At 60.1% G+C, this 22,178-nt stretch carries 16 protein-coding genes; 15 read left to right on the plus strand and 1 reads right to left on the minus strand.

Annotation, left to right across the window (positions count from 1 at the left end; translation table 11 throughout):
• Positions 1-73 precede the first annotated feature (73 nt).
• Genes bamA through lpxB form a run of 6 tightly spaced genes read left to right on the plus strand, consistent with a single transcriptional unit; the run spans position 74 to position 6,863 of the window.
• Complete coding sequence (gene bamA / locus AC244_RS02945) at positions 74-2,407, plus strand: outer membrane protein assembly factor BamA (RefSeq protein ID WP_053247300.1); 2,334 nt, start codon at positions 74-76, stop codon at positions 2,405-2,407.
• Positions 2,408-2,455: 48 nt separating this feature from the next.
• Positions 2,456-3,520, plus strand: a complete 1,065-nt coding sequence (gene lpxD, locus AC244_RS02950) for a UDP-3-O-(3-hydroxymyristoyl)glucosamine N-acyltransferase (RefSeq protein ID WP_053247301.1) — start codon at positions 2,456-2,458, stop codon at positions 3,518-3,520.
• Positions 3,513-3,977 (plus strand): 3-hydroxyacyl-ACP dehydratase FabZ, encoded by a 465-nt coding sequence (fabZ, locus tag AC244_RS02955; protein ID WP_025426827.1) that lies wholly within the window; start codon positions 3,513-3,515, stop codon positions 3,975-3,977. The genes lpxD and fabZ overlap by 8 nt, the downstream gene beginning before the upstream one ends.
• A 2-nt stretch (positions 3,978-3,979) precedes the next feature.
• Positions 3,980-4,789, plus strand: a complete 810-nt coding sequence (gene lpxA, locus AC244_RS02960; protein ID WP_152975824.1) for an acyl-ACP--UDP-N-acetylglucosamine O-acyltransferase — start codon at positions 3,980-3,982, stop codon at positions 4,787-4,789.
• A 5-nt stretch (positions 4,790-4,794) separates the two neighbouring features.
• Complete coding sequence (locus AC244_RS02965; protein WP_053247303.1) at positions 4,795-5,682, plus strand: LpxI family protein; 888 nt, start codon at positions 4,795-4,797, stop codon at positions 5,680-5,682.
• Complete coding sequence (gene lpxB, locus AC244_RS02970) at positions 5,679-6,863, plus strand: lipid-A-disaccharide synthase (RefSeq protein WP_053247304.1); 1,185 nt, start codon at positions 5,679-5,681, stop codon at positions 6,861-6,863. The genes AC244_RS02965 and lpxB overlap by 4 nt, the downstream gene beginning before the upstream one ends.
• 29 nt (positions 6,864-6,892) lie before the next feature.
• On the opposite strand, the gene gltA is transcribed toward lpxB, so the two are convergent.
• A complete protein-coding gene (gltA, locus tag AC244_RS02975; RefSeq protein WP_053247305.1) occupies positions 6,893-8,182 on the minus strand; it encodes a citrate synthase in 1,290 nt (429 codons plus the stop codon).
• A gap of 371 nt (positions 8,183-8,553) precedes the next feature.
• Here gltA and AC244_RS02980 point away from each other — a divergent pair, with 371 nt between their 5' ends.
• The 9 genes from AC244_RS02980 to exoR all read left to right on the plus strand — a co-directional run bounded on the left by AC244_RS02980 (position 8,554) and on the right by exoR (position 22,164).
• The gene (locus tag AC244_RS02980) at positions 8,554-10,953 is read left to right on the plus strand and encodes a ComEC/Rec2 family competence protein (protein ID WP_082366711.1); all 2,400 of its coding nucleotides are present in this window, start codon (positions 8,554-8,556) and stop codon (positions 10,951-10,953) included.
• Positions 10,954-11,136: 183 nt separating this feature from the next.
• On the plus strand, positions 11,137-12,222 hold the full coding sequence (gene exbB, locus AC244_RS02985) for a tonB-system energizer ExbB (RefSeq protein ID WP_053247306.1): 1,086 nt from the start codon (positions 11,137-11,139) through the stop codon (positions 12,220-12,222).
• Between the two features lie 3 nt (positions 12,223-12,225).
• Entirely contained in the window at positions 12,226-12,651 is a 426-nt protein-coding gene (gene exbD, locus AC244_RS02990) for a TonB system transport protein ExbD (RefSeq protein ID WP_053247307.1), read from the plus strand.
• Between the two features lie 239 nt (positions 12,652-12,890).
• Entirely contained in the window at positions 12,891-13,556 is a 666-nt protein-coding gene (locus tag AC244_RS02995; protein ID WP_053247659.1) for a protein-L-isoaspartate O-methyltransferase family protein, read from the plus strand.
• Positions 13,557-13,843: 287 nt separating this feature from the next.
• Positions 13,844-15,214, plus strand: coding sequence for an outer membrane channel protein TolC (tolC, locus tag AC244_RS03000; protein ID WP_053247308.1), 1,371 nt, complete (start codon positions 13,844-13,846; stop codon positions 15,212-15,214).
• A gap of 184 nt (positions 15,215-15,398) precedes the next feature.
• Positions 15,399-16,229 carry a PopZ family protein gene (locus AC244_RS03005; RefSeq protein WP_053247309.1) on the plus strand — a complete coding sequence of 277 codons (831 nt, stop codon included), beginning with the start codon at positions 15,399-15,401 and terminating at the stop codon, positions 16,227-16,229.
• A 122-nt stretch (positions 16,230-16,351) separates the two neighbouring features.
• Positions 16,352-19,192: a valine--tRNA ligase gene (locus tag AC244_RS03010; RefSeq protein WP_053247310.1), complete on the plus strand. Its 2,841-nt coding sequence runs from the start codon at positions 16,352-16,354 to the stop codon at positions 19,190-19,192.
• 453 nt (positions 19,193-19,645) lie between these two features.
• Positions 19,646-20,902, plus strand: a complete 1,257-nt coding sequence (locus tag AC244_RS03015; protein WP_053247311.1) for an OmpP1/FadL family transporter — start codon at positions 19,646-19,648, stop codon at positions 20,900-20,902.
• 455 nt (positions 20,903-21,357) lie between these two features.
• Complete coding sequence (gene exoR, locus AC244_RS03020) at positions 21,358-22,164, plus strand: exopolysaccharide production regulator ExoR (protein ID WP_053247312.1); 807 nt, start codon at positions 21,358-21,360, stop codon at positions 22,162-22,164.
• The last annotated feature ends 14 nt before the right edge of the window (positions 22,165-22,178 follow it).

Here is a 22,178-nt window from a genome sequence, read left to right on the forward strand (position 1 = left end):
GGGTAAAACGGCAACCGTGACCGGAGTCGGCACGAAATTGCCGCGCGACGTTGGGAAAAGGTAAGATTTGAACATGAAAGCTGGTTCAAGGTTTTTGAACGCGGTGTCGGCGTTTGCGCTGTCCACGAGTATGGTGGTTTCTGGCGCTGGTGTTGGATTGCTCGCAGGCGCTTCCGTCGCAGAGGCCGCGACCATCAGCCGTGTTGAAGTCCGCGGTGCCACGCGCGTCAGCGCCGAGACGGTACGTGCGAACATCACGATTGTGCCGGGTAAGAGCTTCAGCAATGCCGATATCGATGCTTCGGTGAAGCGTCTGTACGCGACCGGCTACTTCTCCGACGTCAGCATCAATGTTGCGGGCGGTACGCTTGTCGTTAGCGTCAGCGAGAATCAGTTGGTCAACCAGGTTGTCTTCAACGGCAACCGCAAGATCAAGGACGACAAGCTTCAGGGCATCGTCCGCACACAGCCGCTCGGCCCCTATAGTGAGGCGACCGTCGAAACTGATATCCAGTCGATCAAGGACGCTTATGCAGCGATCGGGCGCAGCGATATCACTGTGACGACCCAGGTCGTTCCGATCGCTGAGGGTCGCGTCAATCTTGCTTTCGTCATCAATGAAGGCGAGCGCACCAAGATTTCGCAGATCAATTTTGTCGGCAACGAAGCCTATAGCGATGGTCGTCTGCAATCGATCATCGCGACCAAGGAATCGGGCATCTTCTCGTTCCTGACCCGCAAGGACGTCTACAATCCGGACAAGCTGCGCGCAGACGAAGAGCTGCTGCGTCAGTTCTACTACAACCGTGGTTATGCCGACTTCCAGGTCATCTCTTCCGAGGCCTCTCTCAACGAGGCGACCAACGAGTACGCGGTGACGATCACCGTCGAAGAAGGTCCGCGCTACGACTTTGGTGCAGTGACTGTCGAATCGACGGTTGAAGGTGTGGATGCCGAATCGCTGAAGGGCGTCGTTCTTAGCCGCGAAGGGTCGGTCTATAAGGCCAAGGACATTCAGGAAACGATGAGCGAGATTTCGAAGCGCGTCGCTTCGGCTGGCTACCCGTTTGCTCGCGTGACGCCGCGCGGTAACCGCGACCTCAGCAACCATACGATTGCCGTCGACTATCTCGTCGACCAGGGTGAGCGGGCCTACGTCGAGCGCATCGAAATTCGCGGTAACACCCGCACCCGCGACTACGTCATTCGCCGCGAGTTCGATATGGGCGAAGGCGATGCCTTCAATCAGGAAATGGTCGCGCGCGCCAAGCGTCGTCTTGAGGCTCTGGGCTATTTCTCGACCGTCAATATCTCGACGGCTCCGGGCAGCGCGGCTGACCGCGTCGTGGTTATCGTTGACGTACAGGATCAGTCGACCGGTTCGTTCGGTATCGGTGCCGGCTATTCTGCTGGCAGCGGCGGCGGCTTCCTTGTCGAAGCCTCGATTGAGGAAAAGAACTTCCTGGGTCGCGGTCAGTACATTCGCGTGGCAGCGGGTCGCGGCGATGAGAGCCGTACCTACAACGTTTCGTTCACCGAGCCGTATTTCCTTGGCTATCGGCTGGCTGCAGGCTTTGACGTCTTCAAGAACGAAAACGACTTTGATGACGAAGACTACAGCTATGAAGACCAGGGCTTCAGCCTGCGCATAGCGGCGCCGATCACCGAAAACCTGTCGACGACGCTGCGGTACAACTTCACGACGTTTGACTATAGCGGTAATGTTGCAAAGCTGTCGTCGCCTTACGTTCGCGCGGTTGAGGGTGGAAACTGGGTCCGTTCGTCGGTATCGCAGTCGATCACCTACAACACGCTGGATGATGCGCAGCTGCCGCATGATGGCATTCTGGCGACGTTTACGCATGAATTCGCCGGTCTCGGTGGCGATTCCGATTTCTACAAGGTCACCGGAAAGGCCAAGTGGTATTATACGGTGCACGACGAGGCGGATATTATTGCTTCGCTTGCCGGTGGTGCCGGCCATATCTTCGGAACCGGCAGCGATCTGCAGGTCTTCGACCAGTTCCAACTCGGCAGCAACGATATTCGCGGCTTCGAGCGTAACGGTGTCGGTCCGCGCGACCAGGCAACGGGCGATGCGCTTGGTGGCACCACGTACTTCACTGCTTCGGCCGAAGCGACGTTCCCACTTCCGGGTATTCCGCGTGACAGCGGTTTCCGCGGTGCGGTCTTCGCCGATGCGGGTACGCTCTACAGCAACAAGGTCGCCACGTTGCCCTCGGAAACGGTCCTGGGTAACGACTCCTCGCTGCGCGCATCGGTCGGTATCGGCTTGATCTGGGCGTCGCCGTTCGGTCCTCTGCGTGTCGACTACGCTTGGCCGGTCGCGAAGGAAGATTTCGACAGGGTTCAGAACCTGAAGTTCGGTATTTCCTCGTCGTTCTGATAAAGAAGCAGTCCAGAACTGCCGAAAGTAGATTGTTCTGGAGTGTCCATGGAACAGAACTGGTTTTTTCCGCCCCATCAAGGGATTCGTCTGGGTGACCTGGCAAATCAGATTGGGGCGGAGTTGGCGGATAGCGCGGCCGCCGATCGCGCTATTCATTCCGTAGCACCTGTCAACCGGGCTAAGCCCGGCGACGTCTGCTACATGCTTTCGCGCAAATATCGCGCCGAACTGGAAACCTGCCAGGCGTCGGCCATCATCTGCGACAAGACGATCGCTCCACTCGTCCCGTCTCATATCCCCATTCTTTTGACTGCAAGGCCGCATACGGCCTTTGCGCTGGCAGGTACGTTGTTGCACGAGGTGGCGATGCGCCCGTCGCGTAACACCAGCCTCGATGGTGTCTCGCCGGCTGCCTTCGTCGATCCGACGGCCCGCCTTGAAGAGGGGGTTGAAGTCGAGCCGATGGCAGTGATTGGGGCCGGCGCCGAAATAGGTAGCGGAACGAGAATTGCCGCAGGTGTCGTTATCGGGCCAGGTGTTCGCATTGGCCGAGACTGCACGATCGCGGCGGGCGCAAGCGTTCTTTGTGCCCTTGTCGGCAATAGCGTCATCATTCACCCGGGTGCCCGGATCGGCCAGGATGGGTTCGGCTACGCGCCAGGCCCCAAGGGCGGAATGATCAAGATCGTTCAGGTCGGACGCGTGATCATCCAGGACCATGTCGAGATCGGTGCAAACACGACGATCGACCGTGGCACGATGGATGATACGGTCATCGGCGAAGGCACGAAGATCGACAACCTTGTACAGATCGGCCACAACGTCCGCATCGGCCGTTATTGCGGCATCGTCAGCCAGGTCGGCATCGCCGGCAGCACCAGGATTGGTGACGGCGTGATGATCGGCGGTGGTAGCGGCGTCAACGGCCACATCACTGTGGGCGACGGTGTTCAGATTGCCGCGATGAGCGGCGTTGCAAGCGACGTCCCAGCGGGCGAACGCTATGGCGGTATTCCAGCGCGCCCCATGCGCGATTTCCTGCGCGATGTCGCCGAAATGGCCCTGCGCGCAAGTGACAGACAGAAAAAGAAGGGTGGCACGAATGAGTGAGGCGGCAACGGTTCTCGGCACGGCGGATATTCAGGAGATCCTGAAGCTTCTCCCGCATCGCTACCCCTTCCTGCTCGTCGACCGGATCATCGAGATCGACGGTGACAATTCGGCGATCGGCATCAAGAACGTCTCGGCGAATGAGCCGCACTTTACCGGCCATTTCCCGGAAAAGCCGATCATGCCGGGCGTCCTTTTGATTGAAGGCATGGCGCAGACGGCGGGCGCGATCTGCGCGCGCAAGACCGCTTCGGGCACCAACCTCGTCTACTTCATGACCATCGACAATGCGCGTTTCCGCAAGCCGGTTGTGCCGGGCGACCGTGTCGAGTTCCATGTCGTGAAGCAGAAACAGCGCGGCAATATCTGGAAGTTTCACTGTGACGCAAAAGTTGACGGGCAACTTGTCGCCGAAGCTGATATCGGCGCGATGATAGTCAGCACGGAAGACGCTTGAACATGATTGCAGCAACAGCGAAGATCCACCCGTCCTCGATCATCGAAGATGGGGCGGTCATCGGCGAAAACGTCAAAATCGGCCCGTTTTGCTACATCGGGCCGAAAGTCGTTCTTGGCGACGATATGGAACTTATGAGCCACGTCGTCGTCGCCGGCCGCACGACGGTCGGCAAAGGCTCCAAGATTTTCCCGAATGCCGTCATTGGCGGAGATTCGCAAAGCGTGCATCACAGCACGGTCGACACCACGCTGCAGATTGGCGAGAACTGCACCATCCGCGAAGGTGTCACGATGAATGCGGGGACCGTCGAATATGGCGGCGCCACGATCGTCGGCAACAACAATCTGTTCCTCGCCTATTCGCATGTGGCGCATGATTGCCGCCTCGGCAACAACATCATCATGTCGAACAACGTGCTGCTGGCCGGCCATGTGACGATCGAGGACCGCGCGATCCTCGGCGGCGGCTGTGCCGTGCACCAGTTCACGCGCATCGGTCGGCAGGCGTTCATCGGCGGTCTCTCGGCCGTAAGCTACGACGTCATCCCCTACGGCATGCTCAACGGCAATCCCGGCGTTCTGAGCGGGCTTAACGTGGTCGGCATGACCCGCGCCGGCATGGAGCGTGCGACGATCCATATGGTTCGTCGTGCCTACAAGCAGATCTTCGAAGGGCCGGAATCGGTTCGCGCCAACGCTGCCGCCATTCGCGCGGACTATGCCGACTGCGCGCCGGTTATCGAGATCCTCGACTTTATCGCTGCAGAAAGCGACAGAGCACTGTCGTCACCAAGTCGCGGCAAGGCCTGATCGTGATGTCGGCTACGGCGAGCCGCGCGGCAAATGGCGGCCGGCTCGCGATCATCGCCGGCGGCGGAGCGCTGCCCCATCATGTAGCCGAGGCCGTTCGCGCCCGTGGAGAAGACCCTTTTGTCATTGCGCTTTCGCGCGAAGCGGAAGAGAGCGATTGGATCGGATTCGACCACACCGTACTTGCCATTGGCGATTTCTCCGGCATTAGCCGCACATTCAAAGAAGAAGGCATCGATCGCGTCGTGCTTTCGGGCTGGGTGCGTCGCCGGCCGGAATGGCGCGATATCCGCCCGACACTGAAAACGCTTGCCAGGGTGCCGAGCGTTTTGAAGACGCTGGTGTCCGGTGGCGACGACGCTGTTCTGCGTATGGCCATGCAACTCATCGAAGCAAGCGGCGCCCATGTGATCGGCGTGCATGAGGTCGTTCCGAACCTTCTGGCAGATCCAGGGCCGATTGGCGCTCTTGCGCCATCGGTCGACGACAGGCGGGACGTAGAGGCCGGTATCGCTGCTGCCAACGCGCTTGGCGAGCTCGATGTGGGGCAGGGCGCGGTCGCCATCGGCGGTCGTGTGGTGGCGCTGGAGGGCGCCGAGGGCACTGATGCCATGCTGCAGCGCGTGGCAACGCTGAAGATGGAAGGACGCGTTTCTGCGCGTCGCCGTGGCGTCCTGGTCAAGCTCTGCAAGCCGGGGCAGGATTTGCGCGCGGACCTGCCATCGATCGGTCCGTCCACGGTTGCGGGCGCGGCGGCAGCCGGGCTGGCTGGGATTGCCGTCGAAGCCGGACGTGCCCTGGTGCTCGAACGCTCGGAGGTGATTGAGGCTGCCGACCGGGCAGGGCTGTTCGTCATGGGTGTCGAGCGCAGCGATTACCGGGGAAGGGCATGAGCGGACAGGGCTACAAGCTGGCAGTGATTGCCGGCGAGGTATCGGGTGACTTGCTTGGAGCAGATCTGGTGCGGGCACTGCGTGTCCAATGCGGCCGCGATGTCGAGCTTGTCGGCGTCGGCGGCGATGGTCTGGGGGCCGAAGGTCTGAGGTCGCTGTTCGATTATTCCGAACTGTCGATCATGGGCTTTTCACAGGTGCTGGCACGCCTGCCAAAGTTGATTCTGCGCATCCGCCAGACGGCGAATGCCATTATCGCTGCGCGCCCTGATGCCCTGCTGATCATTGATAGTCCGGATTTCACCCATCGTGTCGCGCGTCGCGTTCGCGCCGCCCTGCCGGATCTGCCGGTTATCAACTATGTCTGCCCGAGCGTATGGGCCTGGAAACCGGAACGGGCGCCGCGCATGCGCAGTTACGTCGACCATGTTCTGGCGGTGTTGCCGTTCGAGCCCGAGATCATGCGCAAGCTCGAGGGGCCGCCGACGACCTACATTGGTCATCGGCTTGCCTCGGATGCCAATGTGCTTGCCGTTCGCGCCAGTCGGAACGAAAGACTGGGCGACGTCAGCGGTAATGTGGTTTCCACCTGCCTGCTGCTGCCGGGATCGCGTTCCAGCGAAGTCGGGCGGCTTCTGCCGATCTTTGGCCAGATGGTTGAGGAGCTTGCCAGCCGGCATCCCGGCGTGCGCTTCCTGTTGCCGACGGTTCCACGCCAGGAAAAACTGGTACGCGAGATCACGGCCGGCTGGACCGTTCAGCCGGAAATATCGGTTGGAGCCGCCGAAAAGTGGGCGGCCTTCGACAAGGCGGATGCCGCGATTGCGGCGTCGGGAACGGTCATTCTCGAGCTCGCGCTGGCCGGCGTTCCCGTCGTTTCCACCTATGATGCCGACTGGCTTGTGCGGTTGCTGCACAACCGCATCCGCATCTGGAGCGGGGCGCTCCCCAATCTGATCGCCGACTTCCCGATCGTGCCGGAGTATTTCAACCAGAGCATCCGCCCGGGTGCCTTGACCCGCTGGGTCGAGCGGCTGTCGAGCCAAACGGCCCAGCGCGCGTCGATGCTCGACGGCTACGCGCTGGTGCAGCAGCGCATGGCAACCGATCGACCGCCCGGCGAACTAGGCGCCGAGATCGTCTTCTCTTACCTGCAAAACAAAAAGCCCGGTCATTTCTGACCGGGCTTTTCTCATTCCATGATTGCCGTTTAGCGCTTGGAGACCGGCACGTAGTCGCGCTGCGGAGCGCCGACATAGAGCTGGCGCGGGCGGCCGATGCGCTGTTCCGGATCTTCGATCATTTCGTTCCACTGGGCAATCCAGCCGACGGTACGCGCAAGCGCGAACAGCACGGTGAACATGGTGGTGGGGAAGCCCAGCGCCTTCAGCGTGATACCGGAGTAGAAGTCGATGTTCGGGTAGAGCTTCTTCTCGACGAAGTATTCGTCGGTCAGGGCGATACGCTCGAGTTCCATCGCCACTTCGAGAAGCGGGTCGTCCTTGTGGCCGAGCTCTGCGAGCACTTCATGCGTGGTCTTCTGCATGATCTTGGCGCGCGGGTCGTAATTCTTGTAGACGCGGTGACCGAAGCCCATCAGGCGGAACGGATCGTTCTTGTCCTTGGCCTTGGCGATATATTCCGGAATGCGGTCGGCCGTGCCGATTTCGGCCAGCATGTTGAGCGCAGCTTCGTTGGCGCCGCCGTGAGCCGGCCCCCAGAGGCAGGCAATGCCAGCCGCGATGCAGGCGAACGGATTGGCGCCCGACGAACCGGCGAGGCGCACGGTCGAGGTCGAGGCGTTCTGCTCGTGGTCGGCGTGCAGGATGAAGATGCGATCCATGGCGCGCGACAGAACCGGGTTCACCACATACTCCTCGCAAGGCACAGCAAAGCACATGCGCAAGAAGTTCGAGGCATAGTCGAGATCGTTCTTCGGATAAACGAAGGGCTGGCCGATATGGTACTTGTAGGCCATCGCGGCAATCGTCGGCATCTTGGCGATCATGCGCAGCGAGGCAACCATGCGCTGGTGCGGATCGGTGATGTCGGTGGAGTCGTGATAGAAGGCCGACAGTGCGCCGACGCAGCCGCACATGACGGCCATCGGGTGAGCGTCGCGGCGGAAGCCGGTGAAGAAGCGCGACATCTGCTCATGCACCATGGTGTGGTGCGTAACGCGGTAGTCGAAATCAGCCTTCTGTGCCTTCGTCGGCAGTTCGCCGTAAAGCAGGAGATAGCAGACTTCCAGGAAGTCGCCATGTTCCGCGAGCTGCTCGATCGGGTAGCCGCGGTGCAGGAGGACGCCTTCGTCACCGTCGATATAGGTGATCTTGGATTCGCACGACGCCGTCGACGTGAAACCCGGGTCGTAGGTGAACATCTTGGTCTGCTTGTAGAGCGAACCGATATCGACCACATCAGGACCGATGGACCCCGATCGCACTGGTAGTTCCGCCGACTTTCCATCGAGTGTTACGACCGCGCTTTTTTCTGTCATGGGGACCCTCCGTCTTATGGCAACGTGGCATAGAGACATGCCACGAAAATGAACGTTGCGAATTTGCTATATGATTTATTTTCGGCTGCCAAGCTGTACGAAAGGCAAATTGTGCGATGCGAAAATGTGCATATGGCGACGCAATAATCGCATGTTAAGGCAATATGTCCAACGGGATCAATGACCGCCAACGGAATGATGCGGTACCATTCCATATAGGTTTGCCGCTTTTTTCGGCAGATAGCGCTCAGGTTGCGGTTTGTCGCTATTGGTTGCATGATCGGCCTCGACCGCCTTGGGGGAGAAGTGCCGTACAATGAGCGAGATCGAAGTCCGCTCCGGCACCACCCGCCTCGGTTTCGGTTGGCGGTATGTCTGCAACGCCTGCGAATGCGCGCCGCAACCTCGCTTTTCGCCTTTTGAGATCGTTTGGCACGGTAGCGTCGACGCGCCTCCGACCCGAGGCTATTGTCGCACCCTGGCGCGACGCCGTCGAGGAAGAAACGGCATTCGGCCACGGATTGGTGTTTGTTCCGGTTCTTCTGGCTGCCGGAGCGCTGACGTGGCTCTCGCTGCCCTATGACGTCGGAATCGTCAAACTTGCACTGCTGCTTTGCGTTTTCGGAATGGCCGCCTTGCTGTTCAGCGTCCGCATGCGAGCCCTGCGTGCGCCGATGATCGCGGCGGGTCTGTTCATCGCAGGAATGATGCTTGCGGCAATCGAGACATCGCACATCGACACGATCGTGCTCGATGGACCGGTAACGACGAACCTGCGGGGCAAGGTGTTTTCGCGCGAGAAGAATGATCGCGACCATTGGCGTTACGGCGTTCTCATCGAGCAAACGACAAAACCGATGCTCCGTCGGGCACCCCTCAAGGCCATGGTGCTGTCGCGCAGCCCGCACGCTCCGTTGGCGATCGGGGCAACGATCGAGGGCAGGGCGCGTCTTTCGCCGCCTTCCGGCCCTGCGTTGCCGGGTCTCAACGACTTCGCATTCGATTCTTACTTTCGGCAGATCGGCGCCGTCGGCTATTTCTACGGTGCGCCGCGTAGCCCGCCGGCCGATAGTGCCGCAGCGGTGTCGGACCGCTCGCTTTGGATGCGAATGGCGGAGCATCTGGCCGCAATGCGCGAGACAGTGGGCGAACGGATCCGCACGGTGATCGGTGGCGATACCGGCGCGCTCGCCGCAGCCTTGGTGACGGCGGAAGAAAGAGCGATCGGTCGCGACACCGTCGAGATGCTGCAACAGGCCGGCCTGGCGCATGTGCTGGCAATTTCCGGCCTCAACATGGTGCTTGCCGCGGGAACATTTCTGATTGGAGCGCGAACCGTCCTGAGCGCTGTTCCTGGATTGGCGCAGCGCGTGGCGATCAAGAAGGTTGCCGCTGCGGGTGCGCTGACCATGGTCTTCCTTTACATCCTGATTTCGGGTGGTGCCGTATCCGCGGTGCGTGCCTGGATCATGATTTCGATCATGCTGGTCGCGGTCTTCTTCGATCGCATGTCGATCAGCCTGCGAAACATCGCGCTGGCCGCAATTGTCATCATCGTGATTACGCCATCGGCGGTCGCGGGGCCGGGGTTCCAGATGTCTTTCGCCGCCACATTGGCGCTGGTTGCCGGCTATGCACGCTGGCGCGAACGGGAGGGAGGGGGTGAACAGCCGACGCCCGACCGATGGTGGGGCAGGCGGCTCGTTACGGGCTTTGTCATCGGCGTGGTTGTAACCTCACTGATTGGTGGCCTGGCGACCGCGGTCTATTCCGCCGCCTATTTTCAGCGCCTGCCGGCCTATGGCCTGCTCGCCAATATCCTCGCAGCGCCACTGATCAGCATTGTCATCATGCCATTTGGCCTGTTCGCCATGTTGCTGATGCCCTTCGGCCTCGAGCAGTATCCGCTCACTGTCATGGCATGGGGCCTTGATGGCATGCTGGTGATCGCCCGCTTCGTCACCTCGCTCGACGGCGAGTTTCTGACCGGCCGCATCGGGCCGCTGGCATTCCTCCTCATTGCCTTTGGCGGGATCATGCTATGTGTGCTGCGGACCTGGCTGGCAGGGATCGGAGCCCTGCTATTGTTTTCCGGGCTGGTTTGCCTTGTGCTCGAAGACAGGCAATTGCCGGCGGTTCTGGTGTCGGAAGATGGGCGCCTCGTGGGGTTGGTCACCGACGTGGCCATTGCGACGAACCGGGATCGCCCCTCCGACTTCCTCTTTTCTCAATGGCAACGCGCACTGGCAGTCGAGAATCACGTCGCTCCAATGCCCGTGCAAGCGGCGGCGGCTGACGGTCTTTATCCCGAGATGAAGGCTCCGTCTGGCAAGGCGGCAGCGAGGACCGTCGATGCAGCGATGGCCTCCGCCATCCGCCAGGATCTCACTTCCACGCTCAGCCATGCTTCGCTCGATGTCTTTTCGTGCCGAGACAAAGCATGGTGTGGCGCCCGGACCCGTTCTGGCTGGACGGTTGTCATCGTCGACGATCTAAGCCTGTTTGAGGTGCTGTGCGATCAAGCCGATCTGCTGATCGCGCCGGGAAGTTTCAACGAGCGGGCCTGTCCATCCGGCCAGGCGCGGATCCTGAGTGGGCGCCTGCTGCGGTTGGCAGGGGCGGTCGAGATTTTCGCCGAGCCGGTCTCCGGCGACCAGCGCTCGAAGATGCGGTTCAAGACGTCGTTCACATCGTTGCAGCGTCCCTGGGAGCGGCACCGCGCCTATGATTGGCGAAGCGGCGGCTTCGTCGACGGTTCTCCGTCTCTCTAGATTTTGCCGTTGGGGTAATCGGAACGCAGGCGCGAAATTATTCTTGATCTTTATACTCCACAAATCCTTGTGCTTCAGTCATGGTTTGTCGTAAAGAGCGACCAACGCACGTTGAGGTAGCTGAAATTCCGGCTGTCTTTGAATTTTTGTGATGGCGAAACGGACCAGTACGCGAGGAACAAGATGCCCAACCGAACCCGATCGAAGCTGAATTTGTTGGCGGCAGCGACATTGGCGCTGGCTTGTGGTGTTTCCTCGACGCTCGTATGGGCTCAGACGACAACCTCAACCGAGACGACTGCTCCTGTGGTCAACCAGGTTCAGAGCGCGGAACCGGCGGTAACGGCACCGGCCAACGCCAGTGATGCCCCTCAGGGCGGGCAGCCCGCGATCGCTCAACCGGTCGCCGACGGTCTCCCGGCGACCGCGTCTGAAGTCGGTGCACAAACACCGCCGGCATCAACCGAGACTTCGGTGGCAGAAGCTGCAGAAGCGCCCTTGGAGGTTGCCGCCAACCCGGTCCTGCCGCACGACCTTTCACCGGTGGGCATGTTCCTTGCCGCCGACATGGTGGTGAAGGCGGTGATGATCGGGCTGGCGCTTGCCTCGGTCATCACCTGGGCGATTTTTGTGGTCAAGACGCTCGAACTTTTTGCCGCAAAGGCGCGCCTTAGCCGCGCCGTCCGTCAACTCTCCGCCGCAAATGGACTGACCGAGCTCAAATCCACATTCGACGGTAAGTCGGGTCCTGCCACGGAAATGGTTGCTGCTGCGATCGATGAGATGGTGCGTTCGGAGGCTGTGCTCGATCACGCGCCGGCCGCAGGCCTCAAGGAACGCGTCGCATCGCTGCTGACACGCATCGAGGTTCGCGCCGGCAAGCGCATGACAAGCGGAACGGGCATCCTTGCCTCGATCGGTTCGGTTGGCCCGTTCGTCGGCCTGTTCGGAACCGTCTGGGGGATCATGAACTCCTTCATCGGTATCAGCAAAGCGCAGACAACCAATCTTGCCATCGTCGCTCCCGGTATTGCCGAAGCGCTGCTGGCGACCGCAATCGGTCTCGTTGCCGCTATCCCGGCAGTTATCATCTATAACTACTTTGTCCGCTCTGTGGGCGGCTACAAGGTGATTCTCGCCGACGCGGCAGCGGCCGTCGAACGGCTTGTCAGCCGCGACCTCGATCACCGCCTGGTCCGCAAGGCGCAACCTCGTCGCCAGGATGGCTTTGCCCACCCGGCGGAAGCGTCCATCGCAAGGATCGGGTGAGGCATGGCCGGCAAGGTTAGCGACAGCGGCGGCGATCTCGACGAAAACAGCGAGATCAACGTCACCCCTTTCATCGATGTCATGCTCGTATTGCTGATCATCTTCATGGTCGCTGCTCCGCTTGCGACAGTGGACATGAAGGTCGATCTGCCGCAATCGGTGTCCAAGCCGGCACCGCGGGACGACAAGCCGGTCTTCGTGACGCTCAACGCTGATCTCGGTCTTGCGATTGGCAACGAGGAAACGGCCCGCGAAGAATTTGCGGCCGAGCTGCAGCGCCTGACAGAGGGCAACACCGAGACGCGTGTTCTGCTGCGTGCGGACAAGGCCGTCGACTACGGCGAGCTTATGACGGTCATGAACCTCATTCAGAACGCCGGTTACACCAAGATCGCCCTCGTCGGGTTGGAAGGGGCGCCTGGCCGCTGACGCCAGCCGTTCTTTGTTCTTGCGGCAGGCGCCAGCGTCTGCCGCCCATGCCGGCGCGCAATCGCCGGTTCCGCCGTTTCTCGTTTCCTTTTTCCGCTGCAAGATGTCGCTGTCGCTTGAAACCGGCGGGAGGGCGATTTATGAGCTTATATAAAGGCGCCATATTTGGCAGCCAGAAGACGACTGCGCGGTCATCCGGGATACCGGTGCCGCGCTCATCCGGACACGAGGGCAGTATGATGAATTTCGAAGCGGCGCGCATCAAGATGGTGGACAACCAGATCCGGACGACGGATGTCACGTCCCACGCCATCCTGTCCGCTTTCCTCTCCGTACCGCGCGAAGAGTTCGTGCCTTCGCGCATGAAGGAACTTGCCTATATCGATACCGACATCGAGCTCGACGGTGCCAAGGACGCGGGCCCGCGGTACCTGATGGAGCCGTCGCCGCTCGCCAAGCTGCTGCAGCTCGCCGAAATTTCGAAGTCGGACGTCGTGCTGGAGATCGGCTGCGGCACCGGCTATGCCTCGGCGCTGCTTTCGCTGATTGCCGGCTCGGTCGTCGCGCTCGAATGCGATGAGGCGCTCGCCGCAACCGCGACGGAAACCTTGGCGCGGCTGGGGTATGACAACGCCGCTGTGGTCACGGGCGATCTTGGCAAGGGATATGCCGCCGAAGCGCCCTTTGACGTCATCTTCGTTCATGGTTCCGTGGAGGTGCTTCCTGCCGCTTTGTTCGAGCAGTTGCGCGATGGCGGCAGGCTGATTGCCGTGGAAGGCTTCGGTAATGCTTCGCGTGCTAAGCTGTATGTCCATGAGCATGGGAAGACGTCCGAAAGGGCGGACTTCAACACTGCGGTCAAGCCGCTTCCCGGCTTCCGCCGCGAGCAGACTTTTGTTTTTTGAGGTGCCACTTATTGAGGTATCTCAACATTTGATTGTGCTGCTAAAATAGCAATGTTGCCAATTGGCAACGAAACGCCTGTTTCTTTTTGAAATGACCGTGCGCAGTATCGGTGTACAGTTGTGATCATGCCGAATCCGGGTTTCAAAGAGTGCTGAGGTAGTGATTTGCTCACCGGTGGGCGGTGTGAGCGCTTCATCGCCGTGTTTAGGGCGGCCCGGTTTCGACGTCGGAATGGTGCCGCAGGAAATAGTGGGCTGGCTTTGCCGCCCTGATCGGAGAGGGAAGTATGGTGTCGATTGTCCGCAAAGCAGCCTTTTGGGCTGCCGTCTCGACGAGTGTACTGCTTGCACCGCAGGCCGTGCTAGCGGAGACGATCTTCGGCGCAATGGCCAAAGCCTATGGGAATAACCCGGATCTGAACGCCGCGCGGGCTGGCCTTCGGGCAACCGACGAAGGGGTGCCGATCGCAAAGTCCGGGTTTCGCCCACAGGTTTCGGCATTCGCAAACGGAACAATTTCAAACGTCGACAACGAGCTCACCGGGAGCCGGGACTTTCATCAGGGGCAGATCGGTATCACCGTAACCCAGATGATTTTTGACGGCTTTCAGACGTTGAACAATGTTCGCGCGGCCGAATCGAATGTCTTCGCCAACCGCGAATCGCTTCGGGCAAACGAGATCCAGATCCTGCTGGCGGCAGCGACGTCCTATGCCAACATCGCGCGTGACCAGCAGATCGTTTCCATCCGCCGGCAGAACATCGCCTTCCTCAAGGAACAGCTGAATGCGTCTCAGGCCCGCCTTGACGTGGGTGAAGGCACCCGCACGGACGTCAGCCTTTCCGAGGCATCGCTTGCCGACGCCCAGTCGCTGCTGATCAGCGCCATCGCACAGTTAAAGCAGAGCGAAGCAGTTTACGTACAGATCGTCGGCGTTGCGCCGACGGGTATCAGGCAGCCGGGGCCGGCTACCAAAGGGCTTCCGCGTTCGCTCGATCAGGCTGTTGCCTTGGGATTGCGTCAGCATCCGACCATTCTCGCCGCCCAGTACAACGTCGATACCGCCGGCTTCCAGGTGAAGTCCGCCGAAGGCACGATGCTGCCCGGCGTGACTATTCAGGGACAGGTCGGGCGCACGACCGGTAACGCCGGCGACGGTATCGACAGCACCGCGTCGAGCCTCACGGCTCGCCTGACGGTGCCGATCTACCAGGGTGGCGCGGAATACGGCCAGATTCGTCGGGCGAAGGAGACTCTGGGTCAGCAACGTATTTTGGTCGATTCGCAGCGTGCCGCCGTTCAGCAGAACGTCGTGACCGCACATGCCCAGCTTGAGGCGGCAGTTGCGCGCATCGGCGCCAACAAGACCCAGATCTCGGCCGCCAACATGGCGCTCGCCGGTGTCATCGAAGAACGCAAGGTCGGTCAGCGCACCACGCTCGACGTGCTCGATTCGCAGCAGACCGTCCTGAATGCGCAGGAGCAGTTGGCCATCGCCCAGCGCGACGCCGTCGTCGCAAGCTACGGCCTGCTCGCGGCCACCGCGGTACTGAGCGTCCAGAGCCAGGGTCTGCAGGTCGCCGAATATCGTGCCGAAGAGCACTACGAGGCGGTCAAAGACAAGTGGTTCGGTCTTCGAACCGTAGACGGCCGCTGATCAAACAAAACGCCTCGGGAAACCGGGGCGTTTCTGCTTCTGCCGATCAAAACAAATCTGTGCAACAATCCAAGTGTCTGATTCGCGGCGTATGTTTCGTCCGTGAACTCACTTAAGGTTTGTTTGCAATCGGCACATGCGTCGTTTCGGGACACATGTTCGGCCGCGTCAAACGGGGATAGAAATGGCACAGCTCAATGTCGCGCGTGAACCTTCGATGGATGAGATCCTCGCATCCATTCGCAAGATCATCGAGAGCAATGAGCCGGGGCAGACCGATTTCTCCTCACAGGATCACTACGAGGACGACGGGTCGGATGAGATCGAACTGACGATCGACGGCGAAATCGAAGCAGCCGCCTTCGGCCGGCGGGAAGAGCAGGCCGAGGCGCGCAAGCCCGCCATGCCTTCGCCGGAGATCGAGGTGGCCGTCATCCCTTCGGAGCCGCATTCAAGTATCGCGCAGCCCCCGCTTTCGCTGGCGGACGTTGCTGCTCGCGTAAGGGCAGCCTCCGAGCGCCACACCATGAGCTATGCTGCCAAAGAGCCGGTCAACGATGTGCCTTTGCGCAGCGTTCAGGATAGCCCGGTGATCACGTCGCGCATGGCGGCCGTTTCCGCACCACAGGCGCCGGCTGAGCGTCTATCGGCGGGTGCAGTACAAGAGCTCGCCAATCAGAGTGTGGCGGTCAAAGCCGCCGCAGCAGCGCTTGAGGTAGCAGAGCCGGCGCCCGTGGTCGTTTCCGCCGGACCCGTGGCTGTCATTGCCGACGAGCCGGCAGCCGAAAGACCCGCACCTGCGATTGTTTCGCCCGAGGTCAGCCGGCAGGTTGCGCAGTCCTTTGACAATCTTGCCCAGGCTGTCGACCTGAGCACGCGGCGGTCGTTCGACGAAATTGCCGAAGAGATGCTGCGTCCGATGCTTCAGGAATGGCTGGACGACAACCTGCCGACGTTGGTTGAACGGCTCGTTCGCGAAGAGATCGAGCGCGTCGCGCGCGGTCCCCGGCGCTAGGATCTGAACCTTTCCGATACAGGGGCCGCGGAACTGTCGCGGCCTTTTTGCGTTCGTGTTGACTTGCACCGGCCGTTCCGGTTTACAAGACACAGATATCAATCTCCAAAATTGGCTTCAAAATGCTTGATAAGACCTACGATTCTGCATCCGTCGACCCACGTATCGCCAAGAAGTGGGACGAAGAAAACGCGTTTCGTGCAGGTGCGGGAGCAAAGCCCGGCGCCGACAGCTTTTGTATCGTGATCCCGCCGCCGAACGTGACGGGCTCGCTGCACATGGGCCATGCGCTGAACAACACGCTACAGGACGTGCTGGTGCGGTTCGAGCGCATGCGCGGCAAAGACGTGCTGTGGCAGCCGGGCATGGACCATGCCGGCATCGCCACGCAGATGGTCGTCGAGCGCAAGCTGATGGAGCAACAGCAGCATCGCCGCCAGATGGGCCGTGAGGCCTTCATCGAGAAGGTTTGGGAGTGGAAGGCTGAATCCGGCGGATTGATCTTCAATCAGCTGAAGCGGCTCGGCGCATCCTGCGACTGGTCGCGCGAGCGCTTCACCATGGACGATGGTCTGTCGGAGGCCGTCCTTGAAGTGTTCGTCTCGCTCTACAAAGAGGGGCTGATCTACAAGGACAAGCGTCTGGTCAACTGGGACCCGAAGTTGCTGACGGCGATTTCCGATCTGGAGGTCGAGCAGCACGAAATCAACGGAAACCTGTGGTACCTGCGCTATCCGCTTGAGCCAGGCGTCACTTATCAGCATCCGGTCGCCTTCGACGAAGGCGGCAAGGCAACGGAATGGGAAGCGCGCAACTATCTGGTCGTTGCTACCACGCGACCGGAGACGATGCTTGGCGACAGCGGCATTGCCGTCAATCCGGAAGACGAGCGTTACAAGCCGCTCATCGGCAAACACGTCATTCTGCCGATCGTCGGCCGACGCATCCCTGTCGTCGGTGACGACTATGCCGATCCAACGGCGGGAACGGGTGCCGTCAAGATCACGCCGGCGCACGACTTCAACGATTTCGACGTCGGCAAACGTGCCGGTCTCGCAGCCATCAACATCCTGACCACAGAAGGTCGGATCAGCATCAAGGACAATGAGGAGTTCCTCGAGGGCCTCAGCGAACCCGCGGCCCTGCATGGCGCGTGGGACGAGCTTGAGGGCAAGGACCGCTTCGAGGCGCGCAAGATTATCGTTCGGATCTTCGAGGAAGCCGGCCTGCTCGACAAGATCGAACCGCACAAGCACATGGTTCCGCACGGCGACCGTGGCGGCGTGCCGATCGAGCCGCGCCTGACAGAGCAATGGTATGTCGATGCCAAGACACTGGCGAAGCCGGCGATCGCATCGGTTAGGGAAGGCCGCACCAACTTCGTCCCGAAGAATTGGGAAAAGACCTATTACGAATGGATGGAGAACATCCAGCCCTGGTGCGTCTCGCGTCAACTCTGGTGGGGACACCAGATTCCGGCCTGGTATGGCCCGGACGGACAGGTCTTTGTCGAGAAGACCGAGGAGGAGGCGCTGCACGCCGCGATCCAGCACTATCTGGCGCACGAAGGCCCGATGAAGGCCTATGTCGAGGACTTGCTTGAAAACTTCAAGCCGGGTGAAATCCTGACCCGTGACGAGGACGTGCTCGACACCTGGTTCTCGTCGGCACTCTGGCCGTTCTCGACGCTCGGCTGGCCGAACGAGACACCGGAACTCGAAAAGTACTATCAGACCGATGTCCTGGTCACCGGTTTCGACATCATCTTCTTCTGGGTTGCCAGGATGATGATGATGGGCCTGCATTTCATGAAGGATGACGACGGCACCCCGGTCGAACCGTTCCACACCGTTTATGTCCATGCGCTCGTTCGCGACAAGAACGGGCAGAAGATGTCGAAGTCGAAGGGCAACGTCATCGATCCGCTGGAACTGATGGACGAATACGGCGCCGACGCGCTGCGTTTCACGCTGGCGATCATGGCCGCCCAGGGGCGCGACGTGAAGCTCGACACGGCGCGCATCGCCGGCTACCGCAATTTTGGAACGAAGCTTTGGAACGCGACGCGTTTCGCGCAGATGAACGGCGTCACCAACAGCGACGGCTTCATTCCGGAGGCGTCGTCGCTGACGATCAATCGCTGGATCCTGACCGAGCTCTCGCGGACCATCCGCGACGTTACCGAAGCGCTCGAAGGTTTTCGCTTCAACGAAGCTGCCGGCAGCCTCTACCGCTTCGTCTGGAACCAGTTCTGCGACTGGTATCTGGAACTGCTGAAGCCGGTGTTCAGCGGCGAGGACGAGGCGGCCAAGCGCGAGTCCCAGGCCTGCGTTGCCTATGTTCTCGACGAAATCTACAAGCTGCTGCATCCGTTTATGCCCTTCATGACCGAAGAGCTATGGGATCAGACGGCAGGTGAGGGACGTGAGCGCCCCGGCCTGCTCTGCCACGCGGAATGGCCGTCCGCTTCTTACGCCGATGACGCTGCCGCCGACGAGATCAACTGGCTGATCGATCTGGTTTCAGGCATCCGTTCGGTCCGTTCGGAGATGAACGTCCCGCCGGCAGCCACCGCACCGCTCATCGTCGTTGCCGCCAACGCGCTCACGCGCGAACGCCTCGAGCGGCATGCCTCGGCCATCGGCCGCCTGGCACGCGTCGAGCATATCGACCATGCGGCCGTGGCGCCGCGCGGCAGCGCCCAGATCGTTGTTGGCGAAGCGACAGCTTGCCTGCCGCTTGGCAACCTGATCGATCTCTCGGCCGAAAAGTCGCGTTTGGAAAAGGCGATCTCCAAGGTCGAAGTCGAGCGGGAGCGTATCCTCGGCAAGCTGGCCAACGAGAAGTTCGTCGCCAATGCGAAGCCGGAACTGGTCGACGCCGAACGCGAACGTCTTGTCGAACTGGATCTGCAAAAGGACTCACTCGGCGTCGCTTTGGCCCGGGTTGCAGAAGCCGGTTGATCGCACCGAAAGGCCTGATTTTATGTCATCCGCGGCGGAAGCGCCGCGGATTTCGCATTTTCTGACGAGGTTGCCGCGTTTGTCGCCAAACCGATTCGTCATGCCAAGGCGGTGGCTTTCTGTCGCATCGACTGGGGAGTTCGAGCCTCGCTTTCAAACCCGAACCCGCCCTTTTTGGTGCAAAAACCGATGTTGTTGTTGTTGAGTAACACTTTCGGATTATATTGGAACATCATCCTAATATTGGCCTCATAATCGGCATTTCGCGCAAAATGCGTTCGATTTGCGTGGATTGTGTTCAAATGATGAGAATCTTACGTAAATTTTATGGCGCACATGAGCGCCGCACCCCTAGAAAGCGGCATTTGCGATTTCACGCGATCGTGAGATTACTTTTCGCACAGGCGACGTGAGGTGGATTGTCGCAGATTGAAATGCAGGGGGAGGAGCTTGATGGCTCATAAGAATTTGAAGCGGGGCGTCCTGACATTGGCGGCCGGAATTCTGGTCGCATCGTCGGCGCACGCTGGCGGTCTCGAGCGCGGCGGTTACAATATCGACCTGCTGTTTGATCCGTCCGACTATGCAGCGGAAGCGACGGCAACCTATGTCAACCCGCAGCGCGAACTGGACAATGTCAGGGATCCTATCGCGGCAGATGGCAACTTGAATAGTCGCCCGAATTCGGGGATTCTGGATACCGAGGGATACTGGGTGCCTCGCGTTGGGATCAAGGCCGGTCTTGGCGACAGTGTCGATTGTATGGCGGACTATTCGCAGCCATGGGGCGCGCACACCAATCCAGGCGCCAACTGGGCAGGTGCGAATGATAACATCGAAACGAAGATCGACAGCGACAACTACGCAGCGACCTGCTCCTACAAGTGGGATGTGGGGCAGGGCCAATTTCGCGTCATCGGAGGTGCTTTCTACCAAGAGGTGAGCGGCTTCAAGGAGCGCCTAGTTCAACAATTGCCGGGCGCGCTGGGTCTTTCCGGGGTCGGTCGACTTGATCTCGCTGGAAACGGATACGGCTGGCGCGCTGGCGTTGGCTATGAAATACCCGAGTATGCGGTTCGCGCGAGCTTGGTATACAATAGCTCCGTCGACCTCGGTGATGTAACGGGTACTCTTGACCTGCGCCAGCTCCCGCCAGTTGGCAGCCCGTTAGCGGGTCGAATTACCGACGTTTACGGCACGGCCGACATGCCCGACTCGCTGGAACTTAAGGTCCAGAGTGGCATTGCGCCGGGATGGGTCGCTTTCGGTTCGATCAAGTGGGTTGATTGGAGTCAGCTTCAGATTTTGCCATTTTGCCCGACGTCAACACGTGGGCTTGCTGCATGTACGCCGAACAGCCCTGTTGTCGCTACAACACTCGACCTCCTTTATCGTGATGGCTGGACCGTCTCCGGCGGTATCGGCCACAAGTTCAACGATCAGTGGAACGGTGCTGTCAGTCTGACCTGGGACCGTGGAACAAGCACGGGCTTGGGCACTTTGACCGACACGTGGACGCTCGGGGCCGGCGTGTCCTATGCTGCAAATGAGAACGTCGAATTTCGCCTCAGTGGTGCGCTTGGCATCTTGACCAGTGGCTCGTCCGGGGTCGTTAGAAAAGACGGAAGAGACTACGGAACACGCGCTCAGTACGATTTCGGCAATGATCTGGTCAGTGCCATCTCTACATCCATCAAAGTAAAATTCTGATCCTCCATCGATCAGGACACTCAAGGCCCGGTTCATCACCGGGCCTTTCTTTTGAGTTGCGCGACATCTGTTGGTGATTGTTCCGCGCCACGCCAATGTGACGATTCAGCAACACATTTAATGCTAGAGTTTGCTAGGGTCGGGCTCAAGGTGAGTATGTCCATTTCCCGCCACAAACAGGGAGCAGCGATGTTAGGGACAAACGTGCAACTTGAAGATCGAGCCTGCAAAGTTTGTAACGAAGTGAAGTCATGTGTCGTCTTGAACACGCTGCCGTACTTCTGCGGAAATCGTTAGGTAAGGCTACGCATAATGGAGTTTCATCCTGGACTGGGTGCGTCGATGTTGTCGGCGGTTTCGGTGAACAATTGAATGGCAAAGGGCTATTCAGGCGTTTGTGTTTGCAGCGGTGATGAGTTCGGCGTGGCCGGCTGGAACGGAAGAATTAGACTGTGATGCTTGCGGGTGAACTGAAGTCTTTGAAGGTTGCGATGCTCGGCGTGTCGCTGATGGTCGGCGGTGCGACGGCCGGTCCGGCACGTGCCTTTGATCCAGGCGCCGGTGTCAGCAAGGAATCCGGTCCGTTTGCCTTGTTCAAGTTCGGCTTTTCCGCCTACAAGAGCGGCCGCAAGGACGAAGCGGTCGAAGCATACCGCTATGCCGCCGAGAAGGGGCATACCGGCTCCCGTTGGGCTCTTGCCAACATGTATGCCTACGGCGACGGTGTCGCCGAAAATGACCTCGAAGCCTTCAAGATCTACAGCGAGATTGCCCAGCAGGGTGTCGAACCCGGTTCCGAGGATACGGGCTACTTCGTCAACGCGCTGATCTCGCTTGCCGGTTATTACCGTCGCGGCATTCCCGACAGCCCGATCAAGTCCGACATGTCTCAGGCCCGCCAGCTCTACTTCCAGGCAGCATCGACCTTCGGCGTATCTGAAGCGCAGTTCCAGTTGGCGCGCATGTTGCTTTCCGGCGAAGGCGGCAACGTCAATGTTCAGCAGGCCAAGAAATGGCTGAACCGCGCACGCAAGAATGGTCATGCCGGCGCCATGGGTGTCTTCGGCAACGTCATTTTCCAGGAGGGCCAGACCATCCGTGGCCTTGCCTATATGACCGCCGCCCTCGATCAATGTTTGCCGAAGGATCGGCCATGGCTGCAGTCGATGCAGGAACAGGCATTTTCTCTGGCGACCGAAGACGATCGCCGCAAGGCGATCACGCTGTCGCAGAATATGCACACACAGGGCGACGAAGACTAAGCGTCGCCCCCAGC

It is taken from the genome of Ensifer adhaerens (genome assembly GCF_001270265.1).
Taxonomy (GTDB): domain Bacteria; phylum Pseudomonadota; class Alphaproteobacteria; order Rhizobiales; family Rhizobiaceae; genus Ensifer; species Ensifer adhaerens_B.

Excerpts from the sequence above, each read along its gene's own strand:
- bamA (WP_053247300.1), top strand. The coding sequence starts at position 74 with ATGAAAGCTGGTTCAAGGTTTTTGAACGCGGTGTCGGCGTTTGCGCTG.
- lpxD (WP_053247301.1), top strand. The coding sequence starts at position 2,456 with ATGGAACAGAACTGGTTTTTTCCGCCCCATCAAGGGATTCGTCTGGGT.
- fabZ (WP_025426827.1), top strand. The coding sequence starts at position 3,513 with ATGAGTGAGGCGGCAACGGTTCTCGGCACGGCGGATATTCAGGAGATC.
- lpxA (WP_152975824.1), top strand. The coding sequence starts at position 3,980 with ATGATTGCAGCAACAGCGAAGATCCACCCGTCCTCGATCATCGAAGAT.
- AC244_RS02965 (WP_053247303.1), top strand. The coding sequence starts at position 4,795 with ATGTCGGCTACGGCGAGCCGCGCGGCAAATGGCGGCCGGCTCGCGATC.
- lpxB (WP_053247304.1), top strand. The coding sequence starts at position 5,679 with ATGAGCGGACAGGGCTACAAGCTGGCAGTGATTGCCGGCGAGGTATCG.
- gltA (WP_053247305.1), bottom strand. The coding sequence starts at position 8,182 with ATGACAGAAAAAAGCGCGGTCGTAACACTCGATGGAAAGTCGGCGGAA.
- AC244_RS02980 (WP_082366711.1), top strand. The coding sequence starts at position 8,554 with ATGTCTGCAACGCCTGCGAATGCGCGCCGCAACCTCGCTTTTCGCCTT.
- exbB (WP_053247306.1), top strand. The coding sequence starts at position 11,137 with ATGCCCAACCGAACCCGATCGAAGCTGAATTTGTTGGCGGCAGCGACA.
- exbD (WP_053247307.1), top strand. The coding sequence starts at position 12,226 with ATGGCCGGCAAGGTTAGCGACAGCGGCGGCGATCTCGACGAAAACAGC.
- AC244_RS02995 (WP_053247659.1), top strand. The coding sequence starts at position 12,891 with ATGAATTTCGAAGCGGCGCGCATCAAGATGGTGGACAACCAGATCCGG.
- tolC (WP_053247308.1), top strand. The coding sequence starts at position 13,844 with ATGGTGTCGATTGTCCGCAAAGCAGCCTTTTGGGCTGCCGTCTCGACG.
- AC244_RS03005 (WP_053247309.1), top strand. The coding sequence starts at position 15,399 with ATGGCACAGCTCAATGTCGCGCGTGAACCTTCGATGGATGAGATCCTC.
- AC244_RS03010 (WP_053247310.1), top strand. The coding sequence starts at position 16,352 with ATGCTTGATAAGACCTACGATTCTGCATCCGTCGACCCACGTATCGCC.
- AC244_RS03015 (WP_053247311.1), top strand. The coding sequence starts at position 19,646 with ATGGCTCATAAGAATTTGAAGCGGGGCGTCCTGACATTGGCGGCCGGA.
- exoR (WP_053247312.1), top strand. The coding sequence starts at position 21,358 with ATGCTTGCGGGTGAACTGAAGTCTTTGAAGGTTGCGATGCTCGGCGTG.